The 19,789-nt window shown below is 45.3% G+C and carries 20 protein-coding genes; 13 read left to right on the forward strand and 7 right to left on the reverse strand.

All coding sequences use genetic code 11. The features are described 5' to 3' along the window. The first annotated feature begins 144 nt into the window (after positions 1 to 144). The 5 genes from recA to AC4BAP_RS05030 all read left to right on the forward strand — a co-directional run bounded on the left by recA (position 145) and on the right by AC4BAP_RS05030 (position 5,472). Positions 145 to 1,191 (forward strand): recombinase RecA, encoded by a 1,047-nt coding sequence (gene recA, locus AC4BAP_RS05010; protein WP_490581527.1) that lies wholly within the window; start codon positions 145 to 147, stop codon positions 1,189 to 1,191. A 166-nt stretch (positions 1,192 to 1,357) separates the two neighbouring features. Then, complete coding sequence (locus AC4BAP_RS05015; protein ID WP_490581528.1) at positions 1,358 to 2,167, forward strand: DUF3108 domain-containing protein; 810 nt, start codon at positions 1,358 to 1,360, stop codon at positions 2,165 to 2,167. A gap of 236 nt (positions 2,168 to 2,403) precedes the next feature. Further along, complete coding sequence (locus tag AC4BAP_RS05020) at positions 2,404 to 3,093, forward strand: response regulator transcription factor (RefSeq protein ID WP_490581529.1); 690 nt, start codon at positions 2,404 to 2,406, stop codon at positions 3,091 to 3,093. Positions 3,094 to 3,096: 3 nt separating this feature from the next. Further along, positions 3,097 to 4,134: a sensor histidine kinase gene (locus AC4BAP_RS05025; protein WP_490581530.1), complete on the forward strand. Its 1,038-nt coding sequence runs from the start codon at positions 3,097 to 3,099 to the stop codon at positions 4,132 to 4,134. 627 nt (positions 4,135 to 4,761) lie between these two features. Further along, on the forward strand, positions 4,762 to 5,472 hold the full coding sequence (locus AC4BAP_RS05030) for an RluA family pseudouridine synthase (protein WP_490581531.1): 711 nt from the start codon (positions 4,762 to 4,764) through the stop codon (positions 5,470 to 5,472). 130 nt (positions 5,473 to 5,602) lie between these two features. Here the strand turns inward: AC4BAP_RS05030 and AC4BAP_RS05035 are convergent, their stop codons facing one another. After that, complete coding sequence (locus AC4BAP_RS05035; protein ID WP_490581532.1) at positions 5,603 to 6,583, reverse strand: NAD(P)H-quinone oxidoreductase; 981 nt, start codon at positions 6,581 to 6,583, stop codon at positions 5,603 to 5,605. 92 nt (positions 6,584 to 6,675) lie between these two features. Next, entirely contained in the window at positions 6,676 to 7,902 is a 1,227-nt protein-coding gene (locus AC4BAP_RS05040) for an ABC transporter permease (RefSeq protein ID WP_490581533.1), read from the reverse strand. A gap of 249 nt (positions 7,903 to 8,151) precedes the next feature. Between AC4BAP_RS05040 and AC4BAP_RS05045 the strand changes: the two genes are divergently transcribed. From AC4BAP_RS05045 to AC4BAP_RS05080, 8 genes are all read left to right on the forward strand, one after another. Next, positions 8,152 to 8,517: a BlaI/MecI/CopY family transcriptional regulator gene (locus tag AC4BAP_RS05045; RefSeq protein WP_490581534.1), complete on the forward strand. Its 366-nt coding sequence runs from the start codon at positions 8,152 to 8,154 to the stop codon at positions 8,515 to 8,517. A 1-nt stretch (position 8,518) separates the two neighbouring features. Continuing rightward, positions 8,519 to 10,174 (forward strand): M56 family metallopeptidase, encoded by a 1,656-nt coding sequence (locus AC4BAP_RS05050; RefSeq protein ID WP_490581535.1) that lies wholly within the window; start codon positions 8,519 to 8,521, stop codon positions 10,172 to 10,174. Between the two features lie 221 nt (positions 10,175 to 10,395). Then, positions 10,396 to 10,845: a 50S ribosomal protein L13 gene (gene rplM, locus AC4BAP_RS05055; protein WP_490581536.1), complete on the forward strand. Its 450-nt coding sequence runs from the start codon at positions 10,396 to 10,398 to the stop codon at positions 10,843 to 10,845. Between the two features lie 5 nt (positions 10,846 to 10,850). Next, positions 10,851 to 11,237 carry a 30S ribosomal protein S9 gene (rpsI, locus tag AC4BAP_RS05060; protein ID WP_490581537.1) on the forward strand — a complete coding sequence of 129 codons (387 nt, stop codon included), beginning with the start codon at positions 10,851 to 10,853 and terminating at the stop codon, positions 11,235 to 11,237. Between the two features lie 21 nt (positions 11,238 to 11,258). Next, positions 11,259 to 12,026 carry a 30S ribosomal protein S2 gene (gene rpsB, locus AC4BAP_RS05065; protein ID WP_490581538.1) on the forward strand — a complete coding sequence of 256 codons (768 nt, stop codon included), beginning with the start codon at positions 11,259 to 11,261 and terminating at the stop codon, positions 12,024 to 12,026. A gap of 188 nt (positions 12,027 to 12,214) precedes the next feature. Next, positions 12,215 to 13,048 (forward strand): translation elongation factor Ts, encoded by an 834-nt coding sequence (gene tsf / locus AC4BAP_RS05070; protein WP_490581539.1) that lies wholly within the window; start codon positions 12,215 to 12,217, stop codon positions 13,046 to 13,048. A 126-nt stretch (positions 13,049 to 13,174) separates the two neighbouring features. Beyond that, on the forward strand, positions 13,175 to 13,954 hold the full coding sequence (locus AC4BAP_RS05075; protein ID WP_490581540.1) for a hypothetical protein: 780 nt from the start codon (positions 13,175 to 13,177) through the stop codon (positions 13,952 to 13,954). Positions 13,955 to 13,956: 2 nt separating this feature from the next. After that, positions 13,957 to 14,697 carry a hypothetical protein gene (locus tag AC4BAP_RS05080; protein WP_490581541.1) on the forward strand — a complete coding sequence of 247 codons (741 nt, stop codon included), beginning with the start codon at positions 13,957 to 13,959 and terminating at the stop codon, positions 14,695 to 14,697. A gap of 84 nt (positions 14,698 to 14,781) precedes the next feature. On the opposite strand, the gene AC4BAP_RS05085 is transcribed toward AC4BAP_RS05080, so the two are convergent. From AC4BAP_RS05085 to AC4BAP_RS05105, 5 genes are all read right to left on the reverse strand, one after another. Next, positions 14,782 to 15,024, reverse strand: coding sequence for a hypothetical protein (locus tag AC4BAP_RS05085; RefSeq protein ID WP_490581542.1), 243 nt, complete (start codon positions 15,022 to 15,024; stop codon positions 14,782 to 14,784). A 514-nt stretch (positions 15,025 to 15,538) separates the two neighbouring features. Beyond that, positions 15,539 to 17,344: a MutS-related protein gene (locus AC4BAP_RS05090; protein WP_490581543.1), complete on the reverse strand. Its 1,806-nt coding sequence runs from the start codon at positions 17,342 to 17,344 to the stop codon at positions 15,539 to 15,541. An 18-nt stretch (positions 17,345 to 17,362) separates the two neighbouring features. Next, complete coding sequence (locus tag AC4BAP_RS05095) at positions 17,363 to 17,806, reverse strand: RidA family protein (protein ID WP_490581544.1); 444 nt, start codon at positions 17,804 to 17,806, stop codon at positions 17,363 to 17,365. A gap of 177 nt (positions 17,807 to 17,983) precedes the next feature. Beyond that, on the reverse strand, positions 17,984 to 19,159 hold the full coding sequence (locus tag AC4BAP_RS05100) for a DUF4097 family beta strand repeat-containing protein (protein WP_490581545.1): 1,176 nt from the start codon (positions 19,157 to 19,159) through the stop codon (positions 17,984 to 17,986). Then, positions 19,140 to 19,772, reverse strand: a complete 633-nt coding sequence (locus AC4BAP_RS05105; RefSeq protein ID WP_490581546.1) for a hypothetical protein — start codon at positions 19,770 to 19,772, stop codon at positions 19,140 to 19,142. Before AC4BAP_RS05105 ends, AC4BAP_RS05100 begins: the two co-directional genes overlap by 20 nt. Positions 19,773 to 19,789: the final 17 nt, after the last annotated feature.

A 19,789-nucleotide genomic window follows, 5' to 3' on the forward strand; every position in this document is an offset into this window, starting at 1 on the left:
GGGACAAAAGACTAGTTACCGTTGTTATAAACAGTCGGCAGATGATAGCTAAAATATTTAGTAAAATAGTTTTTAGCTTTCTTGCAAATAGCTGTCGAATGTAGTAATTTCACCTTCAATATAAAGCAATTTAATTAAACACACATGAGCGTAAGCAACGAAAAACTTAAGGCCCTGCAGCTGACTATGGATAAGCTCGACAAAACATACGGTAAAGGAACCGTAATGAAGTTGAGCGATAATAAAGTAGAAGACGTTCCGGCTATCTCTACAGGCTCGCTTGGGCTGGATATTGCTTTGGGTATTGGCGGTTTACCACGTGGCCGTGTCGTAGAAATCTACGGCCCGGAATCTTCTGGTAAAACCACACTTACCATGCATTGCATCGCCGAGGCACAGAAAAAAGGAGGCCTGGCAGCTTTTATTGATGCAGAGCACGCATTTGACAAATTATACGCCCAGAAACTTGGCATTGATACTGAAAACCTATTGATATCTCAGCCGGATAACGGCGAACAGGCACTTGAGATCGCGGACCACCTGATCCGTTCAGGCGCTATTGATATTATTGTAATTGACTCTGTTGCTGCCCTGGTACCGAAAGGTGAACTGGAAGGCGACATGGGTGACAGCAAGATGGGTCTGCAGGCACGTTTGATGTCGCAGGCACTTCGTAAACTTACTGGTACGATCAACAAAACTGGCTGTACGTGTATTTTCATCAACCAGCTTCGTGAGAAGATCGGTGTGATGTTCGGTAACCCGGAGACAACCACTGGTGGTAATGCCCTTAAGTTCTACGCTTCTGTGCGCTTGGACATCCGCCGTGTAGGTCAGATCAAAGAGTCTGCCGACAACATTACTGGTAACCGTACCCGCGTTAAGGTTGTGAAGAACAAAGTAGCCCCTCCGTTCAAAGTGGTTGAGTTCGACATCATGTATGGCGAGGGTATTTCCAAAGTAGGCGAGATCCTTGACTTGGGCGTTGAGCTGGGTATCGTTCAGAAGTCAGGCTCATGGTTCTCTTACAACGGAGACAAGCTGGGCCAGGGCCGTGATGGCGTGAAGCAGATCCTATTGGATAACCCGGAACTGCAGGAAGAGATCGAAGGCAAGATCAGAGCCATTGTAAAAGGTGAGCCTGAGAAAGTAGCCGCCGCCCTAGACGATGCAGCCGCTGCAACTGAGTGAACACTTTTCCCAAACTATAAGTAAAAAAAAGGAGCCAAGGTATGGCTCCTTTTTTATTTCGCTGATAATGAATTGATTTGATAGCAATAACTGTTTAACTTAGCAAAAAGAGTAGATTTGGTATAAAACTTGTCTTGAACAGGTTAACCAAAGTATAAATGTAAATATGAGAAAGTTTTTCCCGGCTATACTTTTCGCAATCGTTATCGCTTTTGGTTTTGTTACTAAAGACAGAATGCGTACTGTGCCCAACGAGAGCTTTTCGTCTGGGGAGGTGCTAAAATATAAAGTACACTATGGCCCGATCACGGCAGCAGAAGCAGTAATAGACGTTGCCCCTACCCTGCACACCATTAACGGCAGACCATGCTACCGTGCCACAGTAACCGGCAAAACAAACAGCTCCTTCGACCTTTTTATAAAGATCCGTGATACATGGCAGTCATACATAGACACTGCAGCTTTGGTGCCGCAGCGTTCTTTTATGAATATTGAAGAAGGCAGTTACCGCAAGCGCGAAACAGTAGACTTTAACCATTATAACCTTGTTGCTTATGTGGAAAGGAAAAAACGCAACAAAGACAAAGAAACCAAGCAGCATAAAGTACCTGCAAATGTTCAGGATATTGTAAGTGGCTTTTACTACATGCGTACCCTCGACTATGACAGAATGCGTGTAGGCGAAAAGTTTAACATACAGGGCTTCTTCGACGATGAAAACTTTAACATGGAGGTTACCTACCGTGGCAAAGAGACGGTAAGCACAAAGGCCGGCAACATCAGAGCTATTAAGCTAACCCCTAAAATGCCGAAGAATGAGATGTTCAATGGCGAGAACTCCATTACCGTATACTTGTCCGATGACCAGAATAAGATCCCGGTACTGATACAGGCCGAAATGTTTGTGGGGTCGGTAAAAGTAAACTTATACGAGTTTAAGAATTTGAAACATAAGCTTTTGCTAGCTCAGAATTAATAAAAAAAGCCAGTCTTGCACTGGCTTTTTTTATGTACTTTCATATTCATTAGCGCCTGTGCTTATGTTAAGAAAGTATTAAGATTTGATTATCAAGGATTAAATTGCACCACTAGTGGTTATATTTGTCCTATACATTAGGCGCGCCGGTTAAGATGACAGGCAGTACCAATGTAATGTGTAGCAGCCCTAAAGTATAAAGGCAGCACCATATCGACACACTAATCTGAAGATTTGTGCAAACAGCAACAAACTACAAAGTTTTAGTGGTAGACGACGATCCGGATATCGTAGAGCTACTGCAATACAACCTGACACGCGAAGGATACGAGGTATCGGTAGCGGACAACGGCAAAAAAGCCATCGATGTGGCTCAGTCTGTGAAACCAGATGTGATTTTGATGGATGTGATGATGCCGGTGATGGACGGGATAGCCGCCTGCCGGCAGCTGCGCGAAATGGGCGACTTCCGCAACACCCACATTATTTTCCTGACTGCACGAGCCGAAGAGTTTTCTGAAGTAGCCGCTTTTGAGGCAGGTGCAGACGACTTTATAACAAAGCCTATAAAGCCTCGTGCCTTGCTAAGCCGCCTGGCAGCCTATACCCGCCGCGACTCGCAGCAGGAAGAGCAGGAGAAAGTGATCGAGATTGGTGGCCTGCGCATAGACCGTAACAGCTTTGCCGTTTACAGAGGCGAGGAGAAAATAACGCTGCCTAAAAAAGAGTTTGAACTGCTGGCATTTTTAGCCGCCACGCCAAACAAGGTTTTCAGCCGTGAGGAGCTATTGAACAACGTTTGGGGAAATGATGTTTATGTGATTGCCAGAACTGTGGACGTCCATATCAGAAAGGTGCGCGAAAAAATTGGCGAAGATCACATTAAAACTATCAAGGGTGTTGGCTATAAGTTCAATACTGATTAATACATGAATTTAAATTCCCGTTCCCTTACCATTATAATTTCATTGGCGGTGGCTTTGGTGCTTACCGCCTTTCTTGCTTTAGCCAGTTACTTTTCTTCCGAAGGTTTTAAGGTAGCCCTGGTTATCGTATTTATCAGTTGCTTCCTGCTGGTATACTTTTCTTATGAGGCTTTGGTGCTGCGCGAAATTAAAAACGTATACAGCAGCATCGAAAAAGTAAAAAGGCAGGAGTTCAAGAAATCTGAGAGCAAGTCTATTTTCACCTCTGATCCTCTGACAAAAATAAAGGACGAGATTTACCTGATCGCTGAACGAAAGCAGCAGGAAATAGACGAACTAAAGCGCCTGCAGGCTATGCGCCGCGAGTTCCTTGCCGATGTATCCCATGAACTGAAGACACCGATCTTTGCGGCGCAGGGCTTCATCCATACATTACTGGATGGGGCCATGGACGATCCCAACGTGCGGGAGAGGTTCCTTGAGAAAGCCGCCAAAAGCCTTGACGGCCTGGACGCACTGGTACAGGACCTGATCAGTATTTCGCAGTTTGAGAAAGGCGTTGCGAAAATGGCCAAACGCAATTTTGATGCGGTGCAGCTGATGTATGAAGTATTTGAGCAACTGGAACAAAAAGCTGTACAGCACCAGGTAAACCTGCACCTAGATGTGAACCCGGATAAGCAGGTTATGCTTTTTGCCGACCCTAACCGTATGCGCCAGGTATTCATTAACCTGATTGATAACGCGATAAAGTATGGCCGCAAAGGCGGAAACATCTGGGTTACATTTGACGAAGGCCGTAAGAAGTATACAGTTACCGTGAAAGACGACGGCCGCGGCATTGCTCAGGAGCACATCAACCGGATTTTTGAGCGTTTCTACCGCATCGATAAAAGCCGTGCCCGCGACACCAGCAGCACCGGCCTTGGCCTGGCCATCTGCAAACACATCGTAGAGGCACACAAATCATTTATAGCCGTTAAAAGCGAAGTTGGCAAAGGCACAACGCTACGTTTTAAGCTTCAAAAAGCGAAGGTGTAGTTATTCGTTGATCGTTATTGGTTGTTGGGATTTGGTTATTGGGATTTGGTTATTGGTTATCCGTTATTGGTTGTTAGGGTTGTAGAGACGCAATATTTTGCGTCTTGTGGGCTACAAGGAAGTAAGTTTCATTATTCGATGACCGTTACTCGTTGAGCGAACAGAAAATCACAATACCTTGCGTCTTATCCGCTTTAGTAAAAACGCTCACAGGTCAGGAAGATGCTGTGAGGTTACGATTGCCAATAGCCGGCGAAAACCTGACCGTAGAGACGCAATACCTTGCGTCTTGTTTCTATGAAAGTATAAACAGTTCTCTCTGACGCAATCCTTAACCATAACACACTCTGTAAATTGGTATGCTGATTCAACATAAATCATTTTATTGTTTGGCTGCATAGGAACAGAAAGGAAAACTGCCTTGTAGCAGACAAGACGCAAAATATTGCGTCTCTACATTTCCCAATAACGAATAACCAACAACTATTAATAACAACAGCCCCTCTACAACCCTAACAACGAGCAACGAATAACGATCAACCAAAAATCAAACCCCAAAATGTGTATCTTTGCAGTGCTGCACAGGCAAAAGTATAAGATGGTGCAGTTCACAAAGTATAGCAACACATGAAATACCCGGTTTTTAAGGACCTGATCATATTTGAGAATGAAGATTACGTGGTGGTAAACAAGCCGCCCTTTCTTGCCACCCTCGAAGACAGAACGCCAAACTCAACCAACCTTTTAAAGATAGCGCGCCAGTACAACCCTGACCTGCAAGCCTGCCACCGTCTGGACAAGGACACATCGGGTTGCCTTGTGTTTGCAAAAAACGCGGAGGCGTACCGCCATGTAGCCATGCAGTTTGAACACCGTGAGGTTTACAAAGTATACCATGCAATTGTATGGGGCGTACACCATTTCGAGGATGAACTGGTAAACAAGTCTATACTTGCGGGAGCCAAGGGTGTGGCCAAACTAACGCCACAGGGCAAGCCAGCCGAAACATACTTTACCACAGTCGAGAACTACAGCCGCCACAGCCTGATAGAATGTTTGCCGGTTACAGGTCGTTTGCACCAGATACGTATACACCTGGCATCGCTGGGTGCACCAATTGTTGGCGATACGCTTTACGGAGGTGAGCATTTATACTTAAGCAGCCTGAAACGCAAATTTAACCTAAAGAAAGACACAGAAGAGCAGCCACTTATAAAGCGCTTTGCCCTACACTCCTTTAATATTGGGTTTACTTTGCTAAACGGAGAGCCGGTAAAAGTAGAGGCACCTTACCCTAAGGATTTTGCTGTACTGGTCAAGCAGCTTAGAACACACTAGGAAGTATTAGGACACAAGATTTCAGACACAAGACGTAAGACTCTTTTTAAATAAACTTTGATGTACCCCCAAAGCATTCGGGACAACATATTGAAGAAAATCCTGTGTCTTGAGTCTGAAATCTTGTGTCTCAGCTTACCCTTAGCACGATCTTTCCGATGTTCTTATTCTGCTCCATGTAACGGTGCGCCTCGGCTACATCCTGCCAATCATACACAGAATCAATAACAGGCTTTATGGCTCCGCTTATGAAATGCGGCATGGCAAAGTCGCTCATTTCCTGGGTTAGCTGTATCTGGTAGCCTTTGGTTCTGGAGCGCAGCGTAGAGCCGATCACCTGCAGGCGTTTAATCAGGATCTTGCGCAGGTCAAAATCGTCTACCTTTCCCCCGCCCAGGCTGGCAAGTATAACCAGGCGGCCATCGGTGCGCAGGCATTCAATGTTCTGGTTAAAGTATGGCCCGGCTATAAAATCCACGATCACATCCACACCCTCGTTGTTCGTATAAGCCAGCACCTCATCTTCGAAAGGCACTTCCTGGTAGTTTATACTTTTGTGCGCACCCAGCTCTTTGCAGGCATGCACCTTAAACTCCGATGCTGTTGTAAGCACCTCTGCTTTGTGTGCCCGGGCCAGCTGTATGGCAGCAGTACCTACTCCGCTAGCACCTGCATGTATCAGTACACGCTCTTGTGGCTGCAGCTTGCCTAGCCAGAACAAAGCCTGATAGGCCGTCATGAACACCTCGGGTATGGCAGCAGCCTGTTCCATGGTCAAATTGTCCGGCACCGGCATTGCCATGTTTTCATCAATGATGGCATACTCGGCGTAACCACCTCCCGGCAACAGGCCAAAAACTTTATCTCCTTTTTTAAACCGTGTGCAGTTTATACCTGTCTCTGCTACCTCTCCTGCTATTTCTAAACCAAGTAATGGGCTGGCTCCTTTTGGTGGTGGGTATTTGCCCTGCCGCTGGAGCGTGTCGGCACGGTTAAGCGCTGTGGCGTGTACTTTTACCAGCAATTCGTAAGGTCCCGGCAAAGGCTGCTCGTACTCTCCAAGTATAAGTTGCTCTGGTCCGCCGGGTTGTTTTACAAGTATGGCTTTCATAGTTTCTTGTTTGGCTGCTTTTGTAGACGAAACTTAATCACAGAAAGATGTATAACTTTATTTGCTGAAAAGTATAAAGTATAAATTTCACGCTACTCTCTCCTGATAGCCTCTACCGGATCCAGTTTGGCTGCGCGGGTTGCCGGATAGGTACCAAACACAATCCCTACCACCACGGCTATACTGGCAATAACCATGAAGGTATCTAAAGTATAAGCGGCTTGAAACGGTACATCAACAAAAGCCTTAACTATAGGCACAATACCCAATGTAGCAAGTATGCCCAGGAGCAAGCCAAGTATACTTCCGAACAAAGACACCGTTACAGACTCGGCCAGAAACTGCAGCAGTATGTCGCGCTTTTTGGCACCAAGGGCTTTGCGCACCCCAATTTCCACGGTGCGTTCTGTCACCGAGATCAGCAGCACGTTCATAACACCAATACCACCCACGATCACCGATATCCCCACGATCATGCCCATCACCACCCGGAACAGCAAGAAGCCCCTGGCTGCCTGCTCTACCCTGCCCTCGTTAGTAGCCACCTGAAAATCAGTAGTATCGGCGGGGAATTTTGCTTTCAGCCAATCTTCGGAAAAACTCTTGATTTCAGCCACATCCATTATATCCTTCGCTTCCAGTATCCCCACTGGTGGGTTGGCCTTTAGTTGTGAGTCGTTTAGCAAAGTTATCGGGAAAAATACTCGCGCTGCTTTATCCTCGTCTTCGGGCAGTACGCCAATAATTTTCAATTCCAGACTATCAACCTTCACGGTTTTGTTCAGTGCAAATGCTGCGGAATCTTGCCCAAAGGCCTGGATCGTGAAACCATGGTTAACGATGGCTACTGGCTTTTGCTGCTTCACATCTGTTTCATCAAATAATTTTCCATGCGCTGCTTCAGCATCTGTGGGGTAGTACAGGTTTGTCGCCATTACGCCAGCCCCCATTGGTTCTGACTTACCCTCCAGAAAAATCTCTTTATTGCTTTTCACTTGCAGAAAACCCCTGGCAGGTTTCGGAACCGACGCTGCCAGGCTGTTCATCGTTTCGTAGTCCAGATAACTATAATCGGTTTTTGCCAGCGAGATGTCATTTATTCTTTTGTGGGTGCGGGTGCCTATAATAACAGCTTTAAAGTCGGTTGTTTTCGTGATCTCCTGCTGGGCAAACTCCTCCAAGCCATCTATCAGCGAGAGCACTGTAACCAAGGCCGCTACGCCAATCACAATACCAAGTATGGAGAGCAAAGTATGGAATAGCCTGGTGCGGATATTTTGTCCGGCTAAGGCAAAGGATAGGTAAAGTTTCTTGAGCATAGTATACTTTTAAAAAGCACAAGTATAAATATAGGATTTATACTTTAGTAATTCTACTGTCATGATACGGCAGGCTGCTCATTCCATACCAGTACCTATTTTGTTGGGGTCAGATGAATTACTAACCTCCCGATATCCTTTCAATAAAAAGCCCCAGCTAGTCCATTTTAAACATATCAAAAATAATTACGAAAGTTTCGTAGCTTTTATTACGAACATTTCGTAACTATACGAAAACATCGTAAAAGTATGGAAAAACTAACGCAGCAAGAAGAAGAGGCTATGCAGGTGATCTGGGAAACCGGCGGCGGCTTTATAAAGGATTTTCTTGAAAAATTGCCTGAGCCCAAGCCACCATATACTACACTGGCCTCTACAGTAAAGAATCTGGAAAAGAAGGGGTTTGTGAAGGGTGAAAAGCTGGGCAACTCTTACCGTTATCTGCCTTCGCTCAAGGAAGCTGAATACAAGAAGAAGTTCATGAAAGGATTTGTGGGAGACTACTTCAAAAACTCTTACAAAGAACTGGTAGCTTTTTTTGCGAAAGAGAAGCAGATAAGCGCCGAAGAACTGAAAGAGATAATAGACATGATCGAAAACAAAAAGTCTGAATAATATGCCTGCCTTACTTCTATACCTCCTGAAAGCAAACGTTGCCCTGGTCTTGTTTTACCTGGCATACCACTTCGTGCTGCGTCGGCTAACATTTTATACTTTAAACCGGGGCTACCTGCTTTTTGGGATCCTGTTTTCCGCGCTTTACCCATTAGTGGACCTATCCCTGTTTTTTGAGCGGCACGAGCCATTGGCAGTTGTAAATAATTATGCGATAGCTTTGCCCACAACCTGGCAGGCATCAACAACAACCCAGCAAGCGCAGGCTTTTGACTACTGGCTGATACCGGTGGGCTTGGTAATTGCGGGGGCAGTTTTAGTAGCTATGAGGCTACTACTTCAATTTATCTCGCTTTATAAAATACATGCGGGGTCTGTGCCGGCCAGACATAATGGCATTGATTACCGCCAGGTACCGAGTATAAACCATGCCTTCTCGTTCTGGCAGGCCATTTACCTAAACCCCAAGCAGCACAAGCATCACGAACTCAACGCCATACTTAACCATGAGCTAGTGCATGTAAAAGGCTGGCATACCCTGGATGTATTGCTGATTGAATTTGGCACGCTGCTCTGCTGGTTTAACCCGGGCGGCTGGCTTATGAAACGAGCCATAAAAGAGAACCTGGAGTTTATTGCCGACCAGAATGTACTTACCGCCGGCGTAGACCGAAAAGACTACCAGTACCTCCTCCTGAAGGTGACTGGTATTTCGGAGCCGCAAATTGCGAATCAATTCAATTTCTCACCTCTAAAAACAAGAATAGCCATGATGAACAAATTGCCAAGTACCAAGGCCAACAAGCTGAGATTGCTTATTGCGCTGCCCCTCGTTGCTGTGCTGCTGGTTGCTTTTAAAAGTATATACCCCGGTGAAGCTGGTGGATATACAAAAGTAGGCCCGGCCATCTACATCAAAGACAATCCTTCTTACAAGACCGCCTGCTGGACAGCTCCCCACAATTTAACGATAACACCTGTTACCGGAACTGCTGATGTGTATGAGTTAGACAACGAGCAGGACATAGCGGCGGCTGTCAAGAAGTATGGATTATACTTACCTGATAATGAGCTTTACGACAAAGTAGTAGCCAGCATACCAGGTGCTGCACAAGAAAAAAGACCACAAGTAGTAGACGAATACAAAGACTTCTACGCACGTAACCCGCAGGTAAGAAAGCTGTTTTGGACGAGTGCAAATCAGATAATTGTAAGACTGGAGACAACAGAAGAGATTTATAACCTGGAGGACAAAGCAAGCCGCGCTGCCGCAGAGAAAAAGTATGGCAAACTGCCTTCATCTCCACCTCCTGCAGAGGTTGTGACACAGGAGGAATTTGATGCTCGCTCTAAAAGGACGCAACCACAGGATGGCATTTTCACAATTACGCCAGACGACATAGACTATTATGACGATAAGAACAACTTGCCTGTGGAGTATACTAACTTCCTGAAGAGAAATACAGCTGTTGAAAAAGTTGGCTGGCGCGTACACTCCGAGAAAGGCCCACAGTCTATACTTATTTACCTGAAATCGGGAGCTACTGAGGTATATGACTATAGCAACGCTAAAGGTATGGCAACTGCCAAAAGTAAGTATGGAGAACTGCCTGGGTTACTTCCGCCACCGCCACCAGTTATGATAAAGAAAAACTAGTATTCATACTTTGTAAAAGCCCTAAAGAATCTGATACGTCCTTTAGGGCTTTTATACTTTAAGGGACATGAAAAGAACTTCGCAACTGCTACCCTCCTGCTACACAGCATATTTCTAACACATGTATTGCATATCAAATAAAGTCTTTCTATCTTTGTGACCATTTTTCAAAGTCCGAAAAATCAAATAGTTAAATAAATAATCGCTTACAACCACTAAAAATGGATCATTTAAGTTATAAGACCCTTACTGTCAACAAGAAGACAGCCAACAAAGGCTGGGTGATTGTTGATGCAGGTCAAGGAAGCTTGGGTCGTGTGGCATCGGAAGTTGCTAAGATCCTGAAAGGCAAGCACAAGCCTTCGTATACTCCTAACGCTGACTGCGGCGACAACGTGATCATTATCAATGCTGATAATGTACGTTTCACAGGCCGTAAGTGGGATCAGAAGTACTACCTGACACACACTGGTTACCCAGGCGGTCAGAAGAAGACTTCTCCACGTGAGCTAAAGGCTAAATCATCAACTTTGCTAGTTGAGCGTGCAGTTCGTGGTATGTTGCCAAAAGGCCCACTAGGTCGCGAGCTATTCAGAAATCTTCATGTTTTTACAGGAAGCGAGCATCCATTTGCAGCTCAGCAGCCTAAAGAATTAACCTTCAACTTATAATTTTAATGGAAGTTATCAATACATCTGGTAGAAGAAAAACCTCGGTGGCTCGTATCTACATGACGGCCGGGCAAGGGAATATCACTATTAACGGTAAAGATATCAAGGCATACTTCCCTAACGAAGTATTGCAAACAATAGTAAATCAGCCGTTTCAAACCTTAGATCTAATTGGCAAGTACGATGTTACTGCTAATCTAAAAGGTGGTGGTGTAAGCGGCCAGGCTGAGGCACTAAGACTTGCTATCTCTAAAGCACTGGTAGTTGAGAACGCCGAAGTTAAGTCAGCACTTCGTAAAGAAGGATTCATCACGCGTGACCCACGCATGGTGGAGCGTAAGAAATTCGGTAAGCGTAAAGCTCGTCGTTCATTCCAGTTCAGTAAACGTTAATATTTTAGGTGTATCAACAACATGGCAAGTACTAATTATAAAGAATTACTTGAGGCTGGTGTTCACTTTGGCCACCTTACCCGCAAGTGGGATCCGAAAATGGCTCCGTATATCTTCATGGAGAAGAACGGTATCCATATCATTGACTTAAACAAGACATTGGTTGCTCTTGAGGAAGCTTCTGCTGCTATCAAGAACATCGCTAAGTCTGGCCGTAAGATCCTTTTCGTTGCTACTAAGAAGCAGGCGCAGGACATCGTAGCGGAAGAGGCTCGTCGTCTTAAAATGCCTTACGTTACTGATCGTTGGTTAGGCGGTATGCTTACTAACTTCGCTACTGTGCGTAAGTCTCTTAAGAAAATGTCTACTATCGATAAGATGGTGAAAGACAACACTGCTTATGCAGCTATCGCGAAGCGTGAAAGACTAATGCTTTCTCGTGAGCGTGAGAAACTGGAGCGTGTTCTTGGCGGTATCGCTGACCTATCTCGTCTGCCAGCTGCGCTTTTCATCGTTGACGTGAAGCGTGAGCACATCGCAGTGAAAGAGGCTCAGAAACTGAACCTGCCAGTATTCGCTATCTGCGATACTAACTCTAACCCTGAGCTTGTAGATTTCCCAATCCCAGCTAACGACGACGCATCTAAGTCTGTAGCGCTTATCGTATCCCTAATCGGTAAAGCTATCGAGGAAGGTTTGTCTGAGCGTAAGGTTGACAAAGAGGAAACTGAGCGTAAGCGTTCTGAGGAAGAAGGCATCAAGGCTAAGCAAGAAGCTGACGAGCAATAATCAATTGTTCATATTGCAATAACAACGAACTGAACATTGGGCTTTGCTGCTTCAATGTTCAGTTTGTTTTAGGGGACTAGGGAAAGGGACAAAAGATTTTTTGACAAAGGACAAAAGACTTTCACTTTCCACTCACCGCCTAACACAGAATTCTTAATTATTAATTCATAATTCTTAATTATAAAAAGATGGCTATTACAGCACAAGACGTTAACAAACTCCGTCAGGAAACCGGAGCAGGTATGATGGACTGCAAGAAAGCGCTTACAGAAGCTAACGGCGATTTCGAAGCAGCTAAAGATATTCTTCGTAAGCAGGGCCAGAAAATTGCCAGCAAGCGTGCTGACAACACTACCTCTGAGGGTATCGTTTTAACGCAGGTTAGCAACGACGGCACTAACGGTAAAGTAGTTGCACTTGCTTGCGAAACTGAGCCAGTATCTAAAGTTGCTGACTTCAAGAGCTTAGCACAGAGAGTTATGGATACAGCAGTATCTACTAACGCTGCTACTAAAGAGGAGCTTCTTGCTGCAAACCAGGAGGATGGCCGTTCTCTTCAGGATCACATCACTGACCTGATGGGTAAGATCGGTGAGAAGATCGACGTTGTTTCTTACGAGACTGTAAACGCTGATCAGGTTGTAGCTTACACGCACTCTACTGGTAAACTAGGTGTATTGGTAGGCCTTGTAAACACAAACGGTACTGATGCTACTGAAGTAGGTAAAGACGTTGCGATGCAGATTGCTGCTATGAACCCGGTTGCCCTTGACAAAGACGGCGTTGACGCTGCTACTGTTGAGCGTGAGATCGAGATCGGTAAAGAGCAGGCTCGTGCAGAAGGCAAGCCAGAGGCTATGCTTGAGAAAATTGCAATGGGCAAGCTGAACAAGTTCTACAAAGAGAACACGTTGCTTAACCAGGAGTTCGTAAAAGACTCTTCTTTAACTATCGCGCAGCTGCTTGACAAAACAAGCAAAGGCATGACAGTTAACAACTTCAAGCGTGTAGCTATCGCTTAAGTATAAGCTGCAAGTATAAAGGAAACGCCCCTGAGAGATCAGGGGCGTTTTTTTTATGTAACATATTGTGTAATACTTACTCTTTCATATATTTGAAGACTCAAAAATCTACTACCTAAAAATCAAATGAAGACAAAACTTACCTTTCTTACGCTTTTCCTGGCGTATAGCTACCTGACTGCAACAGCCCAGCAAAAGCTCCACATTGGAGTAGAAATAGGTCCTAAACAGGAACATTTTACCTATGATGACCCAACAAGACTACTTTTCCCGAAAGAATATCACCACACCATAAAAGGTATTAGCCTTAGCTACGACTTAAACAAAGATTATACGATCGAAAGTGGGTTTTACAGCAATCCACAAACAGCAAATGTAAACACAACAGTGGCTCGCAATTATTATGGATGGAGCAGACCAGATCGCATGGTACAAATACCTATTAGATTAAATAGGAACTTATTTTTAATCGGCCCTAAAATACAACTAAGAGGTATTGCCGGTCTGTCATATGTTTACAATTCCAAAGCAGATTGTCCTTCTGGAGAATGTATTACAGGCACACAAAGGTTTGGAAGTGATCTCCAAAACTCCAAACCATTAGCCCCATACTTCGAGGCGAATGTATATTCTGTAAATAAACAATTTATTTTAGGAGAAGCAGGCGTTAGCATAAAATATCAAATAAAGCCGAAATGGAATATTGCACTTACAGGTAGTTACTATCAAGGTTTTAAGCCTATAACACGTATTTACGCAGAGCTTTATGAAGATACTTCTGATAATGCAGAGCCAACTAGAAAAGCAAACTCCTACTCTAAAGGCAGCAGCACAAATTATTTAATACGGTTGAGCTACCTGCTGTTCGATTTCAGCAAACACAATAACGAATACTACAAAGACTGATCATGAAGACAAAAAGATTAATCCTAATCTGCGGCCTGCTTGTGTGCACAATTTTTAATATACAAGCCCAGCACAAATTTTATGTTGGCCCCGAGTTTGGCTTGGGCATTGAGTTCCAAAATAAGCAAGACAAGTATAATCTGGTGCAATCTGTTAACAGGTTTGGTGCCTCCCCCTATGGGCTTACCCTCCGTTATGAGCGGGATGATAAGTATGCATTTGAGATAGGGATGATTAAAGAACCCTTGATGCAGGAGGTCAGGATAAATGGTATAGATTTTAAAAGTTCTTTTGAGGCAGGTGATCGCACAACAAGTTTTGTACGTGTTCCGATTCGGTTAAATGTGAAGGCTTTTAATTTTGGAGAGCGAACAGCACTTCATGTTTATGGTGGCGGCTCATATTTTCATTATCCGCTAGATACTGGATTCAGATATGGAACATGGAGTGGAGATTTTGAGAAAGATGGCGTGGCCTGGCGCAAAGACCACTATGTTTTAGAGAAAAGCGCTTGGCTACTGGAAGGCGGTACAAGCCTAAGTTACAAACTAAGCAATAAATTCACAGTAGATGCAAATGTGAATTACCTGCACGGCTTTAATGATCTAACACGCACTGATATAAAGTATAAATCTCATGGTGGTGCTACACAAGAAGCTGAAGTATACTCTAATGGCACCAAGCTTAACTTTACTTTAGGAGTTCGCTATAAGGTAATGGAACTGAGAAAGCTTAATGATTAATTCGATTGCAATAGAAATAAAGAGGCACGCAAAACAGGGTGCCTCTTTTGCTTTGCTGCCATACTTGTAGCAGGCGCAACATTTTTACTCATTCCTCCTAATCGTACTCACAAACGCATCGCGCATATCCTGGAAACGATTTAGTACGGCCTCGATAAACTCATCATCTATCAAAGCTTTTACATCCTCATCGCCGTTTACTTCTGTTTCTTCTATTTTATAGCTCTGCTCCAGGTTCGCTTTTTCGAACTTGATAATATACTTGCCATTATAGGAGTGCAAGGTAATTTTAACGTGCGGGTTTGGTATATCGGCTACTACTCTCATGGTGTTAATGTGCTAATTGGTTTAATGTGTTAATGTTATAGTCGGGTAGAGATTAAACGAGCCTGCCCCTCCGAGGAGCAGGCTCGTTTCATTCTATCTTTTTTGTCATCCTGAAAGGATCTTGGTAGCTGGTAGTATAAGCTTAACCTCCCTTCTCACAAGTTTCTTAACAGAATGACAGTATTTTTTTCTCATTTTTATTAGAATGAAACGACCCTACTCTCAAGAGGGGAATTTACGAGTTATGTAAATCTAATTCGGACATCTCCCGAAATGCTGCGGGACAGGCTAGTCTGGATTTTATGCTGCTGCGAGCTTCCTTGTCCGAAAGAGCCTTTAACTTAAATTGATGGCCAAATCCTGTCCATCTTTTAATCCTGTAAATCCTGATTCAGATTTCTCACAGCTGCGCTGGTCCCTTTCGACCCTCGTCTCAGGCATGTTTGAAATGACAAATCAAGTACTCTATCAGAAAAATCTTTTGTCCTTTGTCAAAATATCCTTTGTCAAAAAATTAAACCTCAATACCCATCAGCTGCATCAGTTTACTGGCGTTAAAGCTACGGCAAATGCCCTCGCGTAGTTTGTAATCGAACTTAATTTCGTCGCCGATAATGTCGCTGTTGAAGCTGTAGTTGTATACGCTGCCGGGCAGTTCCTGCTCCATGGCGCCAAGTTCCAGGTCGTGGGTAGAGATAAAACCGGAAGCATTGCGTTTGTGCAGCTGGCGAATAAGGGCCATAGCGCCGGCGTGGCGGTCGAGGGAGTTGGTGCCTTTGAGTATCTCATCTAAAAAGTAAAACACCGGCTGGCCCTGCTCTGTAAGCTCCAGGAGCATGCGCAGGCGTTTTAGCTCGGCATAGAAAGAAGAAGTGTTCTCGGCCAGGTTATCGGCGGTGCGCATGGCTGTGTATACTTGAGCCGGGGCCAAGGTCATACTTTTAGCACAAACCGGAGCCCCCATCTGCGCCAGCACCATGTTTATACCTATAGTACGCAGAAAAGTAGTTTTACCCGACATGTTAGAGCCAGTAACCACCATGGTCTTGCCAGCACCCTGCATCTCGAAATCATTGGCAACCGGCGTAACCGAGAATATGAGTGGGTGCGCCAGCTCTTTGGCTCTTAATTCAAAAGGGGCATCAGATAATACCGGAACAGCATATTCCGGATGCGCATGCTGGAAAGCCGCTATACTTGCCAGGGCTTCTATCTCAGCCAGCGTATCCAGCATTTCTTCCAGTTGCGGCAGGTACTTATCGCGCCAGTTCTCCAGTCGGTACATCCACACAAAATCCCACATCAGCACCGTGTTCAGGAAAAAGGCCATTAAGGTACTTAGCCTCCACGAGAAGTAATCGATAATGGTAGCCAGCTTGTGTATGCTCTCGGAGCCTTTGGTGCCAGACTGCTCCAGCTTAGCCTGCAGTTCCTGCAACAATGGCGTAGAAAACTGCTTCTGCTCGATGTGCTGCAACTGCCTGGTATAGCTGCGCATGGCTTCGTAGATGCCCATGCTGTTGTCGTAGTACTCGTCGCGCTCTACCCTGAACCTGTAGGCAAGTATAAACTGCACTACTAAAAAGGCGGTAGGCACAAACCCCGAAACAGCACCGTAGGCCCAGGCGGCAATAGCGGCTAGCGTAACCACCGGAAGTATAAATACAAGCGCCTTCAGCCAGGTATGCTGCTTATAAAAGAACTTATCAGAGAACCACTTTATAAATCCTGCTGCGGTTGCCTCGTCGTGTTTAAAGTGCCTTGGCAAGGCCACCAAGTCTTGCAGCCAATCCAGCTGATCTTCTGCTGCCAGCGCTGCTACTGCTTTTTGCCGCTGAAGTATAAGCGGAGCCGGCGCAGCCACACGCAGCCATTTCGCCAGCTTTAACCTGCCTATACTAGTAACCGAACGGTTTACAAGCTGGAACAAAGAGCTTTGCCCGAAAATATCGAGGTCGGAAGTATAGGGATGGTGGTCATCGATGAAAATATCTCCTCCATCAAAAGCTTTTAACTTACCATGCAGCCTGGCAAGCTCCTCTTCGTTTACCTGCCGCAAAAGTACCAACTGCTGATGCTTGAACTCCAGCCGGCTGTGCCAGCGCATTACAAGTATAAACAGGGTATAAAACGCAAGTATAACTCCCGCGCCAGCCTCCTGGTTATCGGTGTTAAAAAAATGATAGGCCAGACCGCCGCCGGCTACAAACACAGCCACACGCAACCACGATACCCACCTCGATTTTGCAGCCGCCTTTTTCTCCTGCTCGGCAAGCATCTGGGCTCGCTGCCTGAAAAGTTCTTCTCTGTTCCTGCTCAAAACTACAGTGTTTATACTTTAGCCTTTTGTTGGCGTATCAATGGTAGCGATACACTTTAGCTCAATGGCAATGGGTGTAGGCAGTTTGTTTATCTCTACAGTAGTGCGGCATGGCTGGTTGTCTTTAAAGTACTCGGCGTAAAGCTTGTTGTAAGCGGCAAAGTCGTCTTTCATATTTGTCAGGAACACCGTCACGTCCACCAGGTTATCCCAGCTGCTGCCGGCATCCTCTAAAATGTAGCGCACATTCTGGAATACTGAGTGGCACTGCTTTTCGATATCGTAAGAAAGTATGTTCCCGTTCTCGTCCAGTTCTACGCCAGGTATCTTTTTAGTGCCTCGCTCTCTGGGTCCCACGCCCGATAAAAATAGCAGGTTGCCCACGCGGCGCGCATGCGGGTACAAGCCAACAGGCTCAGGTGCTTTAGATGAATTCAGTAACTCTTTTTTATCTGCTGCCATACGGTGTGCTTATGTAGGTTATACTTTGGATAACGTATTGATTGGCCTAAAATAAGACTAAGTATAAAAGAAAACCAGCCCTGCAGTAAAAGAATACCCACCTGGCATAAATAAAAAGGGCCAGCCTTTATACAGGCCGGCCCTTCTCCACTTAAACAAACTTTATATCACAAACACTTATTTCGTAAATCGCACATCTCCGAACTTGGAGCTTACACTTACAACGCCTTTCGGCGAAGAGTCCCCGAATTTACCTTTATACTCCGCAGAAGTATAGCTTTTCTCAAGAGAGGTAATGTTCACCAACGACTTATCTACTTTAAAATCACCGAACTGCACGTTTACATCAAAGTTAAAGGCGGAGTTGTCGTCGAAATTCATACTTACAGTACCGTAGTTGCTGTTCAGGGCTATTTTCTTAAAGCTCTTGCTCACATTATCTACCTTAAACGTGCCGTGCTTGAAGGTCATGTCCATTTCCTCGCTTAGCTGTCCCACTTTAAAGTTACCATAGCTGGCGCTGCCTTTTAAACCGTTGGCTCCACCCACATACAAATCACCATAGGCCAGAATTATTTGTCCGCCGTTTATATAACCACAGTTTCCGGAGCCGTAAGTTACTTTAACATTATTCTCGTTGCTGTTCAGGCGCTCTGTTTTCAGGGCACCATACGATACGTTAATGTTGGTTTTTCCTTTGAGAGAGGCCAGGTTCACGTCGCCAAATGAGTTCTTCAGTGTAAGTGCATTGCTCTCCGGCATGTATACCGTATAGTTTATCTCAAAGCTCTTGTTACTGTTGCCGGAAACACGCATGGGGTCCATTTTAGTAACTACAGAGATGGTGTTGTCGCTGCGGCTGTCCACGATGTCGATCTTTTCAAGTATCTCCTGCGCTTTTGCCTCTGTAGCGGCTCTGGCTATAATGTCCACTTTCACCTGGATCTCGCTCTTAGCCCAGGTATTTACCTTTACCTGCCCAAACTTATTCTGGATGCTCAGCATGTCAGCGCTGTTAACCTTATAGGTCTTCTCAAATGTTTTGCGCTTTTCGGCATCATAAGAGGTTTCGGCATTTTGGTTTATCTGCAGCAACTCCCCGTTCTGCCCCATGTCAAGCTCTATGTGGTCAAGTTCCAGGTTCAGGTCTGCCAATACACCTGAGTTCTGCAGTTTCTGAAGTTCTGCAATTGCAGAAGTCTGGGCTAGTGTGGCAACGCAATCTGTGTTAAGGTTGAGTTGCACCTCGGAGGGGCAGGGCGCTGGGGCGGGTTTAGCTTTCTGCGCCCTGGCTGGTAAGGTCATAGCCAATAAGGCCAGGCACCAGGTCAGGTTATATAGTCGTAGTTTCATTTTGTTTACGGTCTGCATTAATGTTTCTTTCCATCTTTTTTATACTCTGGAGCACTTCCAGTTGCCTGTTAAGCACCTCGATCCGTATCTGCAGGTTCTGGACCATGGCCTCAACAATTTCTTCGGTATTAGGGGTTGTGTATAATTGCTTTTTAAGCTGTTTGTAATTCTCATCCAGGCGGGCCAGTTCGCGGTCAATTTCCTGCTGGTCGCCGAGGCCAAGCACTTTCTTGTCGTATTCGCTTAGCTCGCTTTTCATATCCTCAATCTGGCTCACGTAGTAAGCCTCCACCTCCACTACTTCCGGGGCTATGTTGCTTATAACCTGCTGCTGCGAGGCCGCCAGCATGGCACTGGAACTCTGTGTGTTTTGCTTCATCAGGATAAGCGTAAGACCACAGCCAAGCAGCAACACAACAGCCGCCGCAATACGCATAAACAGGAAGTCGGCACTGAAACTGGCACGTTCGCCGAACTTGATGTTAATTACTTTTGCCTCTTTGCGAGGGGCCGGTATTTCCTGGCAGATGTTCTGCCAGAGGTCCGGTCGCGGCTCAAACACATCGAACTCGTCGCGGTGTTCACTCACAAAATCCTCAAATCTATCTTTCATGGTAGAAATCTCCTCAT

This window comes from Pontibacter sp. GD7 (assembly GCF_058216375.1).